The organism is Kribbella sp. NBC_00482 (assembly GCF_036013725.1).
GTDB lineage: Bacteria > Actinomycetota > Actinomycetes > Propionibacteriales > Kribbellaceae > Kribbella.
This window is the reverse complement of record NZ_CP107881.1, coordinates 4610691-4626037: the sequence shown is the minus strand read 5'-3', so window position 1 is coordinate 4626037 and position 15347 is coordinate 4610691. Positions and strand designations below refer to the sequence as shown.

Sequence of the window (15347 nt, the reverse complement as noted above, 5' to 3'; positions counted from 1 at the left end):
GGGATCAAAACATACTGAGGTTAACTCACTATGAGCTAACCTCACAAGATGGCGTTTTGTTCCCCGCGGGCGCGAGCGGTCCGATAGGTCCTGTCTGGTGGTCCAGCGCCGTAGCGAGGAGGTGCTCGGTGCGGTGCATCGGCGTGCGGGGGCGAAGGTCTCGATGCGGAGCATCGTGGCCTTTGCACCCGTGCGGCGAGGTGCCGTGCCGAGTGCCCCGCAGTAGGCGCTGGACCACCAGACAGGGCCTAGGCTCTGGGCATGCCTGATCCCGAGGATGCTGCGGAGCAGATTGCCGGCCTGATGGACGGGATCGTTCGCCGGCAGCGGCGGGCCTCTCGGGAGGGGTTCGGCGAGAGCGTCACGCACGGGCAGTTCCGCGTACTGCGGACGCTCGATCGCGCGGACCGGCTGCTGCGGCTGAGCGAACTGGCGGCTCAACTGGGCATCGTGCCGCGATCGGCGACGTCGGTCGTGGATGACCTGGAGGCGGCCGGGCTGGTCGCGCGACAGCCGGACCCCCACGACCGTCGCGCCACCCTCGTCTATCTCACCCCTGACGGCCTGAAAGTCCTGGCCACCCTCCGCGAGAAACGCCGCGACGTGATGGTCAGCCAACTCGCGCGCCTGACCGCAGCCGAACAACAAACCCTCGCCGCACTCCTCCAGCGCCTCGCCGAGGAGTGAGCGGGGTGGGGCGAACCGCCACGCAGGCGTAAGTCGCCTTTTCGACGTGCGAACGGCGCTTTGGGTGGGTTCTGCCTGCGTGGCGGTCCGAGATCACGCCTTCTTCAGGTGGGCGATGATGCCGTCGAGGTCTTCGATGACTCGGTTGGGGCGGACCATGTGGCCGCCTGGGTCTTCGTAGGCGGTGAAGGGGATGTTGGCCTTGTCCAGGGCGGCGCGGAACTCGCGTTGGCCGGCCAGGACCTGGGTTTCGTTGGCGTAGTCGAACGGGTCGGGGCTCGGGCTGGTGCCGGCGACCAGGAAGATGCGCTTGCCGCGGTAGCGCTCGAGGTTCTCCATCGGGTTGTCGGCGGTGACGCGTTTCTCGTCCCACGCCGGGGCGCCGTAGATCGTGCCGCCGGCCAGGTCGACGGCCGCGGAGGACACGTTCGCCCAGTGCACGACCAGGCCCGCGTCGCGGCGGACGCTCGCCGGGCCGGAGTGCGAGCTGACGGAGGCGAAGTGGCCGTAGTACTTCGCCGTGTACTTGAGCGCGCCGAAGCCGCCCATCGAGAAGCCCGCGACGGCACGGCCGGCGAACTCGGCGTGCGTGCGGAAGTTGGCGTCGATCCACGGCACCAGCTGGTTGATGTGGAAGCTCTCCCAGTTGCGCGGGCCGGTGTTGGAGCTGACCGGGTTGGAGTACCAGCCGGCCTTGCCGCCGTCCGGCATCACCACGATCATCGGCTTGCCCGCGGTCCAGTCGCGGATGCCGAGGGGGTCGAACGCCCTGAAGTCCTGGTTGCCGCCGTGCAGCAGGTACAGCACCGGGTAGGTGCGCCCGCTGGTGTGATAGTCACTCGGCAGCAGGACGTTCACGGCCGGGGCCCAGCCGATCGCGTCGGTCTGGAAGCGGTAGTACCACATCCGCGGATCGTCTTCGTTCCGCTCGGTGATGTGCAGGCCGAATCCGTCGTCGGCCGCACTCGCGGCGACGGAGGTGGCCAGAATGGTGCCGGCGCCGAGGCCGGCGGCGACGGTCAGCCCGCCGGCGGCCTTCAGCATCGTGCGCCGGGTGGGGCGAGGTGCGCTCACCATGATCTCCTGAGAAGTGAGGGACAGAACAATCACCGTCGGTGACGGTGTTGATCTAAGTTAGTAGCATAACTTTGGGGTCAGTCCCCAGGGAGGAGGGTCGTGACAGCGAATCCGCCCCGCCGGAAGACCGGCGGACGCCAGGCGCAGATCACCATCGCGGACATTGAGCGGGAGGGCCTGCGACTCGGCCTGACCAACTTGACCGTGAACGGGGTCGCGACCGCGCTCGGCGTCACCCCGACCGCGCTGTACCGGCACGTCGACGGCAAGCTCGGGCTCGAGGCGCTGGTCGGTGAGGCGGTACTGCGGGAGCTGCACATCGTCGACGACCCGGAGGAGGACGTCGAGGCGCATCTGTTGTCGTTCGCGCGGCAGCTGCACACGTTCGTGCTCGAGCACCCGGGGCTCGCGGCGTACCTGCAGGGGCTGTTCCCGCGTGGTGAGGCCGGCGTGCGGCTGCAGCGGGAGGCTGTCGAGGCGCTCGGCCGGCGCGGTTACAGCCCGGCCGGTGCGGTGCTGATGTCGGGCACCGTCGCGTCACTCGCGATCAACCTGACCGCGGCCGAGGAGCGGCATCGCCCGTACTTCGAAGGTCCGCACCAGCGCGAACTCGAGAAGGTGTACGCACTCCTCGCCGCGGACGAGGTGTTGAACGCGGCGCATCAGGAACTCCCGATGATCACCTCCGAGCCGTATTTCCGGATGGTGATGACCGGCTGCATCCGCGGCCTGGTCGCCGCGGCGCCGCCGAACCGGCCGGTGATCGACGTCCTCACCGACCTCGGGTTGGAGTAGTCAGTTGCCGGCGGTCAGCGCTCGGGCGCCGGCCAGCTCGAACAGGAACGTGTTGACCGGTGTCGGGACGCCCGATTCGGCGCCGAGCCGGACGACGGCGCCGGTCCAGGCGTCGAGCTCCGACGGACGACCGGCGATCAGGTCGCGCTGCAGCGAGGTGGTCCCGTCGGCCGGAAGCTGATCGATCCAGGCGACCGTCCGCGGTACGACGTCCTCGGCAAGCCGGATGCCTCGCGCCAGTGCGATGTCGCGGATCTCGGTGATGGCCTCGGTCAGCAGCCGACGGGTAGCAGGATGGGTGCGGAGTACGCCGTACCCGGCGCCCGTCGCCGTACCGAGACCGCCACCCGGCACGACTGACAGGAACTTCGTCCACAGCGCCGCCCAGATGTCGTCCGGAACGGTCGCCTGGAGGCCCGCCGCGATGAACGCCTCGCGCAGCAGACCGGTCCGCGGCGTGGTCGCGTTGTTCCATTCGCCGAAGTTGAGCTTCCCGTTTCCTAGGTGCCGGATGACGCCGGGACTCTCGACGTACGCGATCACCTCCGCAGCGCCGGGCAGTACGGCGGCCCGGCCGTAGACCTCGGCGACCTGGTCGGGCGCTTCGACTCCGTTCTGCACAGTGACGATCGCCGTGTCCGGACCCACCAGCGGCTGGATCGTCTCAATTGCCTCGGGCAGCTGCCAGGTCTTCACGCAGATCAGTGCGTAGTCCACCGGGCCGATCTCGGCCGGTGTGCTGGTGGCCTGCACCGGCAACTGCAAGTCACCTGCCGGGCTCCGCACCACGAGCCCGTCGGCGTTCAGCGCCTCCAGGTGCTTGCCTCGCGCCACGAACGCCACGTCCTGCCCGGCGGCGGCCAGGCGCGCGCCGAAGTACCCACCCACACCGCCCGCGCCGACGATCCCGATCCTCACTAGCCGCTCCTTTGGTTACCGGTTCAACTGGTAACAGCGATGATAGACTACGCAGATGTTCACTTGGGTCGGCGGCCGACCGTCGGTCGACTTCACCGCGACGCTCGGCAAGCGGCAGCAGGTGCCGTTCGAGCGGATCCCGGAGCCTGCGGATCTCGGTCGGTGGTTCCGGGAAGCCGGGCTCGCTCACGACGAGCCGGCGGTTCCGGGGCGTGCGTATCGGCAGGCTGTTGAGTTGCGGGAGGCGCTGTACCGGCTCTTCACCGGGACGACGGAGGCCGCGGACCTCAAGGTGGTCAATCGGTGGAGCAGCCGTCCGTTGGCCGGTCCTCGGCTGACCTCGGAGCTTCGTGCGGAGAGTGCGGCGGTTGATGTGCTCGGTCTGCTCAGTGGTTTGGCTCGGGACGCGGTCGAGTTGCTCAGCGGTCCGCTCGGCGATCGGATCCGGACGTGTGCGTCGGATGAGTGCTCGCTGCTGTTCGTTGACGCGAGTCGTGCCGGGCGGCGGCGGTGGTGCTCGATGAACACGTGTGGGGCGCGCGCGAAGATGGCGACGTACCGAGCGGTGGATTGAGGGGTTCGCGCAATCGGCCGGGGTAGCGGCGGGCGGGCTGGTTGATTGTCCGCATGCGTACACCGACTACAACACCGGCGCAGGCGGCCGGGATGATCCGGCGGGACCAGGACCTGTTGCTGAGCCGGATCGAGGGATTGAGCGAGGACGAACTGCGGGCGCCGTACGACGTGGCCGCGGGGCCGCTCGGGGACTTCTGCGACTCGTTGCACGACCTGGTCGCGCACGTGCTGATGTGGGACGAGATCACGCTCGCCGTACTGCGGGACGCCCGGGCGGGACGCCTGCACTGGAGTCTCGATCTGCGGTGGGAGACCGCCGAGATCGGGCGCGCGCTCAACCTCGGCGGCGTCGAGGCGGGCCGACGGATTCCAGCCGAACTGGTGCTGCACCGGTTCGACAGCGTCGGCGACGCACTCGTCGACGAGATCTCGCGGTACGACGAGGAGACCTGGGCGGACCCGTCGACGGGCGCCGGGTTCGACGGAGGGATCGGGGCGCTGGCGGAGTACGTCTCGACGACGCCCGACGGGATCCTGTTCGCGCACGCGGCACGTCACCTGCAGCCGGTGAGCGCATGACGCCCGAACTCGTCGACAGCCCGGAGTACGGGACCGAAACCGATGCGCTGCTGAAGCTCCTCGCCGACCAGCCCGGCTATCCCGAACTCGATCCGTATCAGGCGCTGCTGCTGGATCGGGAGGATCTACCGGATCCGGCGCTGGCGGGTGAGCGTGATCCGCGGCCGGGGATCGAGGACGTCGTGATCGACCTGCCGGGGCGGTCCCTCGACGCACGGATCTACCGCATGTCGCCGGGGCCTCGGCCGGTTCTGCTCTGGCTGCACGGCGGTTCTTTCATCGGCGGGCATCTGCGGGACATCGAGTACGCGACCTCCGGGATCGCTGCCAGCGGCAACGTTACTGTCGTCTCCCTCAACTATCGGCTCGCGCCGGAGAATCCTTTTCCTGCAGGGCTTCTGGACGTTCACGACACGTTGCAATGGATCCGCGAGAACCTCGGCGCCGAGGTCGCGGTGGGTGGACAGAGTGCGGGCGCGGCACTGGCTGCCGGGGCAGGTCTGCTCGCTCGCGACGAAGGTGGTCCGCTCCCCGACCGTCAGATCCTGTGCTACCCGACGCTGGACCTGCACCCGGACGTCGAGTGGCACGACTGGTACTTCCCCGCGGACGACGTACCGGCGACCGCCGTACCGCTGCGGGCCGACTCGCTCGCGGGGCTTCCGCCGACGTTGATGCTGGCGGCCGGGCGGGACTCGTTGCGCGACGACGCACTGGCGTACGCGGGTCGCCTGGAGCAGGACGGCGTACCGACGCGACTGATCGAGTACGCGGACACGATGCACGCGTTCCTGAACTTTCCGGGCGCACTGTCCGCGGGCCGCCACGCGGTCGAACTCATCGCAGCGGATCTCCGTGCTGCGTTTTCCCAGTTTTCCTAGTGGTCGGCCCGGTAAGTGAAGAAGCGGGCGGGGTTGCCGGCGGCGCGCGGGTTCGACGCCAGCCAGCCGGCGAACGAGTCGGGGTGGCGGCGTTCGAGTTCGTCGAGGTAGGCACGGCGTACATCGGCCATCGCCTGTCTCCGGTCGGGTCCCATCGCGCGCTGGAGTTGGCTGAAGCTTCGTCGCCAGGCCAGGCACAGCTCCTCGTCAGTCAGCTCGCCGACGCTCCGCACCACGGCGACCAGGTACTTCGGCATCGGCCAGTCCGCGGCCGGGTCAGCTTCGGCCTGGACCGCGTTCAACTGACGGTTCGATGCCTTGGGCAACCTGATCGACCGGCGGGGCAGTGTCCGCGCCGGCCGGTCGGCGCGGCCCGAGCGCATCCAGCCGACGACCGGAGGGGACACACCGACGATCAGCAGGAGCAGCGTCACGGTGCGGGCTCCGATCGCGGCGGCGTACCCGCAGATCGAGAGTACGCACAGTCCGCCGAGCACCGCTCCGCGGGGAATCATGTTGAGCAGGTCCGAGGTCGGCAGATCGCGACCGAGACCGACGCTGAGACAGACAGCTCCGGCGGTGAAGGCAGCGACAAAGAAGACCGCCAGGTTGGTCGCGGGTGACACGAACACCAGCGAAGTGATCACACCGAGAGTGGCCAGCAGTCCCACTGCTGCCCGCCAGATTCGCAGATACCGCAGCCCGACGTCCACCATGCTCACCTAGTGCCCATCGCCCGGTCCTCCAACCGGAGTCGACTGGCTCCCCCTGACACCCAGTGTTACTCGGTCCGCCGCCACATTGAAGACGGTGTGACGACCTGAACTATGCCGGCCACGGGTGTGCAACCGGTTGCACGGAGCCCTATGGTGGGGGCATGGCATCACGTGCCGGCCGGGCGCCGGGGGTCACCATCGGCGACGTCGCGGCCGCCGCCCGGGTTTCGCGGTCGACGGTGTCGCGCGCCTTCACCCGGCCGCAGCTGCTCAGCCAGGAGACCGTCGAGCACGTCCGCGCGGTCGCGGCCGGGCTCGGGTACGTCGGCAACCAGGCGGCGCGGGCGCTGTCGACGGGACGGTTCGGCAACATCGCGGTCGTGGTACCGGATATCGCGAACCCGTTCTTCCCGCCGCTGGTGCGCAGCCTGCAACTGGCCGCGGAGACCGCCGACCTCGCGGTGTTCCTCGGGGACTCCGACGAATCCGCGGAGCGCGAGGCCAAGCTGATCGCGCGGCTGGCACCGCAGGTCGAGGGGTTCGTGCTCGCCTCGCCGCGACTGTCCGAGGCGCTGATCCGCGAGTTGGCGGCGACGCGTCCCGTCGTCCTGGTCAACCGGGATCTGGACGGGATCCCGCGGGTGCTGATCGACTCGTCGGGCGGGATGACCGAGGCCGTGCTGCTGCTGAAGAAGCTCGGCCACCAGCGGCTCGCGTACCTGGCCGGGCCGCGCGACTCGTGGTCGGACCAGCAGCGGCGGGAGGCCCTGAGCCAGACGTCGACGAAGGCGGGCCTGACTGTGGAGATCGTCGAGGTCGGGCGGCCGACCTACGCGGCCGGGCGGGACTCGGTGTCGGCGGTCGTCCGATCGGGAGCGACCGCGGCGATCGCGTTCGACGACGTGGTGTCGCAGGGCGTGCTGGCCGGGCTCGAGGTGCGCGGCATCTCGGTGCCGGCGGACTTCAGCCTGGTCGGCTGCGACGACACCCTCGCCGCGATGACCACGCCGGCGCTGACCAGCGTCTCGGCGGGTGCCGCAACGGCAGGTACGGCGGCCGCGAAGCTGCTCGTCAACCTGCTGGAGGCCACCGAGCCGAACACCGAGTGCGTCACGATCGCGACCCATCTGGTGACGCGTGCGACGACCGCGGCGGCACCGAAGTCGACGCCCTGATGCGTTGACGTGCAACCGGTTGCATGCTGGAATCACGATCATGACGCGTATCGCCATCGCCGGCGCCGCCCATCCGCACGTGGCCTATGCGACCGCGGAGGTCGATCAGGTCGCCGAATACGAGCTGGTCGCGGTGGCTGATCCGTCCCGCGAGACCGCCGAGCGGTGGGCCGCGCCGTACGACGCCAAGGTGTTCACCGACCACCGGCAGATGCTGCGCGAGCTCGAGCCCGACGTGGTCATGGTCGCCGGGATCTACGGCGACCGCGGTCAGGTCGTGGTCGACGCCCTGAACGCGGGCTGCCACGTGATCGCCGACAAGCCGCTGTGCACGACGCTCGAGGACCTCGACGCGATCGCCGAGGCTGCGGACCGCACCGGCCGCCACGTGACCCTCCTGCTGGAGAAGCGGTACTACCCCGTCACACTCGCCGCCCTGGGCATCGCGGAACAACTCGGCACGATCCACGGCGTCACGTCGTCCGGCCCGCACAAACTCAACCGACCGACGCGGCCCGCGTGGTTCTTCGAGCGCGCGCGGTACGGCGGACTCCTCAACGACCTCGCCGTCCACGACATCGACGCCGCACTGCTCTTCACCGGCCTGACCAGCGGGACCGTGAGCGGCTCGATCGTCGACAGCTCGTACGGCGTCGCGACGCTGAGCGGACCCGGTGCGGTCATCACCGCCGGCGTGGACTGGATGAACCCGGCCGGCTCGCCCGTGCACGGTGACTACCGGATGAAACTCGTCGGCACCGGAGGCACCGCCGAACTGCTCTGGGCGCGCAACCGCCTCGCTCTCACCACGACCGACCTGGCGCCCCACGACGTACCCCTGCCTGCCGGTCACCGCCCGGCTGAACTCGTCCTGCAGGCGCTTGCTGCGGGCAACGAACCGGATATCACCACCGAGCGCGGCCTGCTGGCCACGCGGCTCGCACTCCTCGCGCAACGGTCCGCCGAGAACGGCGGCGTACCCATCTCCTGGACGACCGACTGAAGAGAGGTCCTATGCGTTTCGCCCTCATCGGTGCCGGCGCGATCGGCGCCGTGCACGCTCGCCTCATCGAAGCCCTCGGCGACGAGGCTGTGCTGGCCGCTGTCGTCGACAACAATCTCGACCGCGCCGGCAAACTCATCGACCAGTACGGCGGTCAGGCCTATGCGACGGCGGCCGAGGCGTACGCCGCGGAGGAGATCGACGCCGTCGGGATCTGCCTGCCGAGCGCGCTGCACGCCGAGGTCGCCGTCGAGGCGCTGCGGGCCGGCAAGCACGTGATCGTCGAGAAGCCGGTCGACATCACGCTGGCCGCCGCCGACCGGTTGATCGAGGCGCAGCGGGAGACCGGGCTGACCGTGTCGGTGATCAGCCAGCGCCGCTTCCAGCCGCCGGTCGCGCAGATCCGGACCGCGATCGACAGCGGCGCGCTCGGGCGCGTGACGTCCGGGATCGCGGAGTCGGCGTTCTTCCGGCCGCAGTCGTACTACGACGGCGACGACTGGCGCGGCACCCTCGCGATCGACGGCGGCGGCGCCCTGATGAACCAGGGCATCCACGCGCTCGACCTGCTGGTCTGGATGCTCGGTCGGCCGGTCCAGGTGAGCGCGCAGACCGGTCGGCTCGCCCACGAAGGGATCGAGGTCGAGGATCTCGCCGGTGCATCGATCGTCTTCGAGAGCGGGGCGATCGGGCTGATGCTCGCCAGTACGGCGGCGTACCCGGGCCGTCCGGTGCGGCTGACGATCCACGGCGATCAGGGGACGGCGGTCCTCGACGACGATGAGCTCGCGTACTTCGCCTCGGCGGACTCCTCAGAACCTGAGGCGCCTGTGCTGGCTGGGCCGGACGGGTGGGGGCCGGTCGAGCTCGCGCATCTCTCGCAGTACCGCGACTTCATCGCCGCTGTCCGCGAGGGCCGCCCGCCGGCGGTGACGCTGGAGGCGGGGCGGCGGTCGTTGGCGACAGTGCTCGCGGTCTACGAGTCTGCCCGTTCAGGACATCCGGTCTCAGTGAAAGAGGACTGACCCATGCTGCGCGTCGCTCTGGTTGGTACCGAGAACAGCCATGCGGACGAGATCGTCCGGCACCTGAACGTCGATCCTGTCGCTGACACCGCCCGCATCGTGGCGCTCGTCGGCGCGGACGACGAACGCAACCGGAAGCTCGCCACGACCGGTGGCATCACCGAACTCGTGCCGACCTCGGCCGAGTTGCTCGGCAACGTGGACGCGCTGATCGCCACTAATCGGGACGGCGCGTTGCACCGCGAGCACGCCGTACCGTTTCTGGAAGCAGGCGTTCCGGTGTGGGTGGACAAGCCGTTGGCCGCGAGTACGGCGGATGCGCGGGCGATCCTGGAGGCGTCGCGGCGCGGTGGCGCGCCGGTGACGTCGTACTCCGCCGTGCGATGGGTCGCGGACGCGGATGCCCTCGCTGCGGCCTCGGTGGGTGAGCTGCAGGCGGTGACGGTGACTGGGCCGGCTGATCCGGACAGTGAGTACAGCGGGATCTTCTTCTACGGGATCCACGCGGCTGATCTGGCGCAGCGGTTGGCTCCTGGCGAGCCTGGTCCGGTGAAGGTCGAGCGCGTCGGGTCCACTGTCGTCGTGCGCTACCTGTGCGGCGGGGTGCTGGTGACGTTGCAGTTGGTGAAGCCGACGGACGCCGGGCGGGTGCCGTTCCATGCCGAGCTCGTCGGGCGGACGGGGCTGGTGAGTCGCGACGTACAGCTCGACTCGGAGTACGTCGTACCGGGGCTGAAGGTCTTCCTCGGGATGCTCGAGTCCGGTGAGCGGCCCCTTGACGACGCGACGATGCTCGCCCCGATCACGGTGCTGGAACAAGTGTGAGGCGCCTCGTTGGGCTGCTGGCGTTGTTGCTGGTTGCCGGGTCGGTGACGCCGGCGGCTGCTGAGGTGGGTGCGCCGACGATCACTATCGAGGCGCCTGCCGACAGCGCAGGTTCGGTGACGGTTCGCGGGCACTATGAGCAGGTGTCGGGGATTCAGTTGGTCGTCGATGCGCGACGAGTCGTGCCGGTGGCGATGGATGCGGCGACCGGGACGTGGAGTGCGACGGTCGATCTCCGCGACCTGGACGGGACGGTTGGGCTCGCGGCGTACGGGAAGAACCTGCAGACGCTGTACAACCAGTGGTCGGCCTTCGTCTCGGTGAACGTGCACAACCCGCGAGCGGCGAAGCCGACGGTCACGATCACCTCGCCGGCTCTGGGTGCGGCGGTTGAGGGGGCACGGTTCGAGACGACGATCGCGGTTTCGTCGCGTCGCCCGGTGCGGCGGGTCGAGGCGCGGGTCAACGGCGGTGCGTGGCGGCCTGCTGTCCGGGTCGCTGGTGGGTATCGGGTGCTTTTGGTTGCTGCGAAGGGGTTCGCCGGGATCGAGGCGCGTGCGGTCGACGTGACGGGACAGGTCGGTTTGTCTGCGAGCACGTACGTCGCGGTTGGCGGTGCGGTGCCGCCGGTGCAGCAGCGGTACTCGCAGGACCGGGCGATGTGGGTGTGGGAACAGGACTCGTACCCGGCGGTCTTCGATCGGGCGGCGCGGGACAAGCTCGGTCGGTTCATGGACGACACCACGACGTACGGATCGGATCCGGTGCGGACGTTGTACTTGGGCGTCGCGGCGTACCAGGGTCGGGATATGTTGCGGGACTCGCGGAGCCAGGTCGCGGCCTTCGTTCGGTGGGCGCGTGGACGTGGGTACCACGTGCAAGCCGTGATCGCGGGCGGGACTGTGCCGCCGTACCTTGGGGCGTTGCCGCAGTACCAGCACATCGCGGTCAGTGAGTTCACCAAGGTGCTCGACTACAACCTCGCCGTACCGGCTGATGCGCGGTTCGACGGGGTGAACGTGGACATCGAGCCCTATCTGCTGCCGCAGTGGAAAGAGCCCGGTACGACGTTGCCGACGGTGTGGCTCGATCTGCTGCAGGAGTTCATGCAGTTGCGGGACGCATCCGGGCAGCAGTTGCTCGTCGGGCCGGCGATCCCGTTCTGGTTCGACAGCTCGGACTGCTGTACGGCGATCACGTGGCACGGGAAGACTGCACCGCTGAGCGACCATGTGCAGGATCTGACCGACTACGTTTCGCTGATGGACTACACCGACACTGCTAGCGGAATCATCGCGCGGGCCTCGCATGAGATCGCGTACGGCGCTCCGCAGTCTGTGGTCATCGGGGTGGAGAGCAAGGACCTGTCGGGAACGGGCGATCCGGAGACGGTGACGTTCTACGAGGAGGGTCGCGTCTACATGGAGTCCGAGCTGGACAAGGTGTATGCGGCCGAGACCTCTGCCGCGTTTGCGGGGATCGCCATGCATCACTACGGCAGCTTGCTGGTGCTCCCTCACATACCTGGGAGCCGTGCCGTTCCATAGGCATGAACAAGTACGAACGACGCGTGGCCGGAGCCGACTGGGACGCTGTAGCCGCTTCGGTTGATGATCTCGGTTGTGCGCTGCTGCCGCAGCTGCTGACACCGGCCGAGGCGGCGCCCATCGCTGGGATGTACGACGACGTACAGCGGTACCGGGCGACGATCGACATGGCGCGGCATCGGTTCGGCGAGGGGCAGTACCGGTACTTCGATCGGCCGTTCCCGGAGGCTGTGGAGGCGTTGCGGCAGGCACTGTATCCGCGGCTGCTGCCGATCGCGCGGGAGTGGTATTCGAAGCTCGGGCGGGAGGCGGAGTGGCCGGACACGCTCGACGAGTGGCTCGACATATGTCATCGGGCTGGACAAGCGCGGCCGACGCCGATTCTGCTGCGGTACGGCGCGGGCGACTGGAACGCCTTGCACCGTGACCTCTATGGCGACAAGGTGTTCCCGCTTCAGGTCGTGATCAATCTGAACGACCCAGGCGTCGATCACACGGGCGGCGAGTTCCTGCTGGTCGAGCAGCGGCCGCGGGCTCAGTCGCGGGGTACGTCGACGCTGATCCCGCAGGGGCACGGGTTGGTGTTCACGACCCGCGACCGTCCGGTGAAATCAGCACGTGGTTGGTCGGCCGCTCCGGTGCGGCATGGCGTGTCCACAATCCGCTCAGGACAGCGCCACACCCTCGGACTGGTCTTCCACGACGCGAAATGAGCGCTCGATTTGGTTTCGAGTCATATTCGAACGTATGATCGAATACATGGGTGAGTGTCCGGTCGACTCGAGTGAGGTGTCTGCTGGGCGTGCGCGCTTGTCGGTTGTTCCGGAGGATGGCTTAGCGGTTTTCCGGGATCGGTTGCGACGGGACGCGGAGATTGCTGCGCGGTTCGGGTTGCTCGGGCGGTACGACGTACCGGATGACCCTGATCACGGCGCTGGGTTGTTCGAGGCGGTGGCGTTTCAGGACACGTCGGGGCTGAGCGACTCCGGGTGGCTGGATCGGCAGGAGGCGATCGGCCGGTTGGAGGCGCGGCTGGCGGCGATGAAGGCAGAGGCGACCGCCGGGTACGAGGCCTCGTTGCACGGGGTGTCAGCTGATCTCGGGCACCGCTACCCCGAGCCTGGAGATCGGGCTGCGGAACCGGGCGAACGTCGTTGGGTGGCCGGCGATCTCCGGTCGACCGCTGATGAGCTCGCGTTGGTGTGGCAGATGCACAAGGGTGCTGCGATGGCGCGGATTCATACGTCGTGCGAGTTGGTGCACAATTTTCCGGCGACGTTGCGGGCGCTGGAGGAGGGGCAGTTGACCGAGCGGGCCGCTTTCGCGATCGTGCGGGAGTTGTCGGTGCTGGAGGATCCGGACGCGCGGCGGGCGGCTGAGACGGCGTTGCTGGAGTGGGCCGGGAAGCATCCGTTGCAGAAGATCAAGCAGGAGGCGCAGCGGGAGGCTGCTCGACGGTCGCCGGACGCGCAGAGCAGGTCACATGCGCGGGCGATGAATGAGCGGTCGGTGCGGATCTTTCCGAACAGTGACGGCACGGCTGAGCTGATCCACACCCAGGACGCTTTGGACGCCGGCGCGGTGATGAACAGCCTCACGCGCGCGGCGGCGTACCGGCGTCGGCACGGCGACCCCCGGTCGATGGACCAGCTGCGCGCCGACATTGCCCTGGCTCGCCTTCTGCCACGTACTGACACTCGACGGCCGGCGGAATCAGTCGACAACGCGGACGCTGAGCTACGCGACGACTCGACCGTTGGCGCAGATGCCACCGTAGTCATCCACGCGACCGGCGCTGAGATCCGCGCCCTGATCAACGGCGAGAACAGCACCGGCGGGACGGCGGAACATTATGGGCCGATTCCTCAGGAATCCTTGCGCAAGCACCTCACACGCACCCTGACTCGGGCTCTCGTCGGGGGCGCCGACCGATCCCGGCTCGGCCTTCGGCTCAGCGACGAGCCACCCACCGGGAAGCCGGACAGGTACACGCCGGATGCGGCTACTGATCGCTTCGTCCGCCAGCGTGATCGAACCTGTCAGTTCCCCGGGTGCAACCAGCCCGCCGAGTTCGCGGACGTCGACCATCGCGTCGCGTTCGCTGAAGGCGGCCGTACCACGACGGACAACCTCCATTGCCTGTGCCGGCATCATCACCGTCTCAAGCATGAAGGTGGATGGGTCGTCGCAGCCAATCCCGATGGCACGACGACTTGGTCCAGCCCTACGGGACGGCGCTACCGCACGTCTCCGCCTGATCGCGGCGGTTCTGATCCACCCGATTCTGGTCCGGCGGATTCTGGTCCGGACGATGCGCGGCGGCGTGCGGCGCCGGGCTGAGTCGATCTGGGAGCGTGTGATCGTGTAACCCGCCACGGAGGTCGTGGCGGGTTACTCGGCTGCGGCCAGGTCGGAGCAGATGTCCCAGGCTGCTTGCCGGAGCCGGGCGGCGGTGTCTGCCGCTAGGCCCTTCACCGGTACGTCGGTTCCGACCGGGTCCTCGTTCAGTAAGGCGATGAGGAACACGCAGGCCGCGAGGTAGCTGCCCGCGAGCGCCGGGTGGCTGTTGTCCGCGTCGTGCAGCGCGGGCTCGTCGTGCTGGCTGAGGAATCGCTCCCAGACCATCCCGACTGGTACCAGCGTCGCACCGAGCTCCACCGCCGCGCCGCCGTACGCCGCGGTCAGCGCCTGCTGCGTCTCAGGTGCGTTCCGGCGGGCCCAAGTCAGGTAGAACGCGGTACTCGCACCAGCCGCGGTGATCGCCTGGTCGAAGTCGCGGGCGCTCTCCCGGAAGCGGTCCGGACTCTTGATCGGCAGCGTGCTCTGCTCCTGCAGCACGACGGTGTCGAACCCGCCGCTCGCGATCTCGTCGAGCGCCTTGCCCGCGTTGAGGTGCTGCCGCAGCGACGCGCCACCGGCCGAGATCAGCTTGTGCTCAACCTCGATGCCGCGCGCCCCGGCCAGGCCCTTGATCAGCCCCGGGAGGTTGTTCCGCGAGGTGAAGCTGTTACCCACGAAGAGAATCCGCACGACACGGACGCTACTACTCCCCCGGACCGAATCCGTTTGACCGCTGGCCGCGCCCGGCTGTTGGCTGGCGCAATGACTGAGCTTCGGATCGTGCCGGTGGCGGACGACCAGACGTTGCTGGACTGGCAGCGGATGCACAACGAGATCATCCCGACGGCGCCGCTGTCGGTCGACGAGATCCGCGACCGCCGGACGCGGAACGTGCTCGAGGTGGCGTACGACGGTGATGTGCTGGTCGGATGCTCCACGGTCCGGCCGCCGTCCGAGGAGACCTCGGCCGCGGTGGTGATCGCTCGCGTGCTCCCGGCGTACCGGCGTCGTGGATTCGGTACGGCGATCTACGAGCACTGCTTGCGCCGCGGGCGAGAGCTGGGCGATGGCATCGAGACGCACATCCTCAGCACCAACGAGGACGGCGTACGGTTCGCGAAGGCGCAGGGATTCGTCGAGGTGGAGACCTACCTGCTGCCCGGCGACACGATTCCGTTCATCGAACTACGGTTGGGCGAGTGA

17 protein-coding genes are annotated in these 15347 nt (G+C 68.6%); 13 read left to right on the top strand and 4 right to left on the bottom strand.

Features of this window, described 5'->3' with window-relative positions; all coding sequences use genetic code 11:
* Positions 1 to 261 precede the first annotated feature (261 nt).
* Positions 262 to 687, top strand: a complete 426-nt coding sequence (locus OHB24_RS22750) for a MarR family winged helix-turn-helix transcriptional regulator (RefSeq protein ID WP_327632821.1) — start codon at positions 262 to 264, stop codon at positions 685 to 687.
* A gap of 93 nt (positions 688 to 780) precedes the next feature.
* On the opposite strand, the gene OHB24_RS22745 is transcribed toward OHB24_RS22750, so the two are convergent.
* Positions 781 to 1761 carry an alpha/beta hydrolase gene (locus tag OHB24_RS22745; RefSeq protein ID WP_442913920.1) on the bottom strand — a complete coding sequence of 327 codons (981 nt, stop codon included), beginning with the start codon at positions 1759 to 1761 and terminating at the stop codon, positions 781 to 783.
* Between the two features lie 102 nt (positions 1762 to 1863).
* Between OHB24_RS22745 and OHB24_RS22740 the strand changes: the two genes are divergently transcribed.
* Positions 1864 to 2559, top strand: coding sequence for a TetR/AcrR family transcriptional regulator (locus tag OHB24_RS22740; RefSeq protein ID WP_327632820.1), 696 nt, complete (start codon positions 1864 to 1866; stop codon positions 2557 to 2559).
* Here the strand turns inward: OHB24_RS22740 and OHB24_RS22735 are convergent, their stop codons facing one another.
* The gene (locus OHB24_RS22735) at positions 2560 to 3477 is read right to left on the bottom strand and encodes a 2-dehydropantoate 2-reductase (RefSeq protein ID WP_327632819.1); all 918 of its coding nucleotides are present in this window, start codon (positions 3475 to 3477) and stop codon (positions 2560 to 2562) included.
* A gap of 55 nt (positions 3478 to 3532) precedes the next feature.
* Here OHB24_RS22735 and OHB24_RS22730 point away from each other — a divergent pair, with 55 nt between their 5' ends.
* The 3 genes from OHB24_RS22730 to OHB24_RS22720 are packed head-to-tail and all read left to right on the top strand — an operon-like array spanning position 3533 to position 5513.
* Complete coding sequence (locus OHB24_RS22730) at positions 3533 to 4051, top strand: CGNR zinc finger domain-containing protein (protein ID WP_327632818.1); 519 nt, start codon at positions 3533 to 3535, stop codon at positions 4049 to 4051.
* Positions 4052 to 4104: 53 nt separating this feature from the next.
* Positions 4105 to 4632 (top strand): DinB family protein, encoded by a 528-nt coding sequence (locus OHB24_RS22725; RefSeq protein ID WP_327632817.1) that lies wholly within the window; start codon positions 4105 to 4107, stop codon positions 4630 to 4632.
* Positions 4629 to 5513 (top strand): alpha/beta hydrolase, encoded by an 885-nt coding sequence (locus tag OHB24_RS22720; RefSeq protein WP_327632816.1) that lies wholly within the window; start codon positions 4629 to 4631, stop codon positions 5511 to 5513. Before OHB24_RS22725 ends, OHB24_RS22720 begins: the two co-directional genes overlap by 4 nt.
* On the opposite strand, the gene OHB24_RS22715 is transcribed toward OHB24_RS22720, so the two are convergent.
* A complete protein-coding gene (locus tag OHB24_RS22715) occupies positions 5510 to 6235 on the bottom strand; it encodes a hypothetical protein (RefSeq protein WP_327632815.1) in 726 nt (241 codons plus the stop codon). The genes OHB24_RS22720 and OHB24_RS22715 overlap by 4 nt on opposite strands.
* Before the next feature lie 155 nt (positions 6236 to 6390).
* On the opposite strand from OHB24_RS22715, the gene OHB24_RS22710 reads away from it, so the two are divergent.
* The 7 genes from OHB24_RS22710 to OHB24_RS22680 all read left to right on the top strand — a co-directional run bounded on the left by OHB24_RS22710 (position 6391) and on the right by OHB24_RS22680 (position 14144).
* Positions 6391 to 7404 (top strand): LacI family DNA-binding transcriptional regulator, encoded by a 1014-nt coding sequence (locus OHB24_RS22710; RefSeq protein ID WP_327632814.1) that lies wholly within the window; start codon positions 6391 to 6393, stop codon positions 7402 to 7404.
* A gap of 40 nt (positions 7405 to 7444) precedes the next feature.
* A complete protein-coding gene (locus OHB24_RS22705; RefSeq protein ID WP_327632813.1) occupies positions 7445 to 8407 on the top strand; it encodes a Gfo/Idh/MocA family protein in 963 nt (320 codons plus the stop codon).
* Positions 8408 to 8418: 11 nt separating this feature from the next.
* Positions 8419 to 9432, top strand: coding sequence for a Gfo/Idh/MocA family protein (locus tag OHB24_RS22700; RefSeq protein WP_327632812.1), 1014 nt, complete (start codon positions 8419 to 8421; stop codon positions 9430 to 9432).
* 3 nt (positions 9433 to 9435) lie between these two features.
* On the top strand, positions 9436 to 10257 hold the full coding sequence (locus OHB24_RS22695) for a Gfo/Idh/MocA family protein (protein ID WP_327632811.1): 822 nt from the start codon (positions 9436 to 9438) through the stop codon (positions 10255 to 10257).
* Entirely contained in the window at positions 10254 to 11804 is a 1551-nt protein-coding gene (locus tag OHB24_RS22690; protein ID WP_327632810.1) for a hypothetical protein, read from the top strand. Before OHB24_RS22695 ends, OHB24_RS22690 begins: the two co-directional genes overlap by 4 nt.
* Before the next feature lie 2 nt (positions 11805 to 11806).
* Entirely contained in the window at positions 11807 to 12517 is a 711-nt protein-coding gene (locus OHB24_RS22685) for a 2OG-Fe(II) oxygenase (RefSeq protein WP_327632809.1), read from the top strand.
* Positions 12518 to 12659: 142 nt separating this feature from the next.
* Entirely contained in the window at positions 12660 to 14144 is a 1485-nt protein-coding gene (locus tag OHB24_RS22680) for an HNH endonuclease signature motif containing protein (protein ID WP_327632808.1), read from the top strand.
* A 51-nt stretch (positions 14145 to 14195) separates the two neighbouring features.
* Here OHB24_RS22680 and OHB24_RS22675 read toward each other — a convergent pair whose 3' ends face one another.
* Positions 14196 to 14834, bottom strand: coding sequence for a hypothetical protein (locus OHB24_RS22675; RefSeq protein ID WP_327632807.1), 639 nt, complete (start codon positions 14832 to 14834; stop codon positions 14196 to 14198).
* A gap of 72 nt (positions 14835 to 14906) precedes the next feature.
* Here OHB24_RS22675 and OHB24_RS22670 point away from each other — a divergent pair, with 72 nt between their 5' ends.
* Complete coding sequence (locus OHB24_RS22670; RefSeq protein WP_327632806.1) at positions 14907 to 15347, top strand: GNAT family N-acetyltransferase; 441 nt, start codon at positions 14907 to 14909, stop codon at positions 15345 to 15347.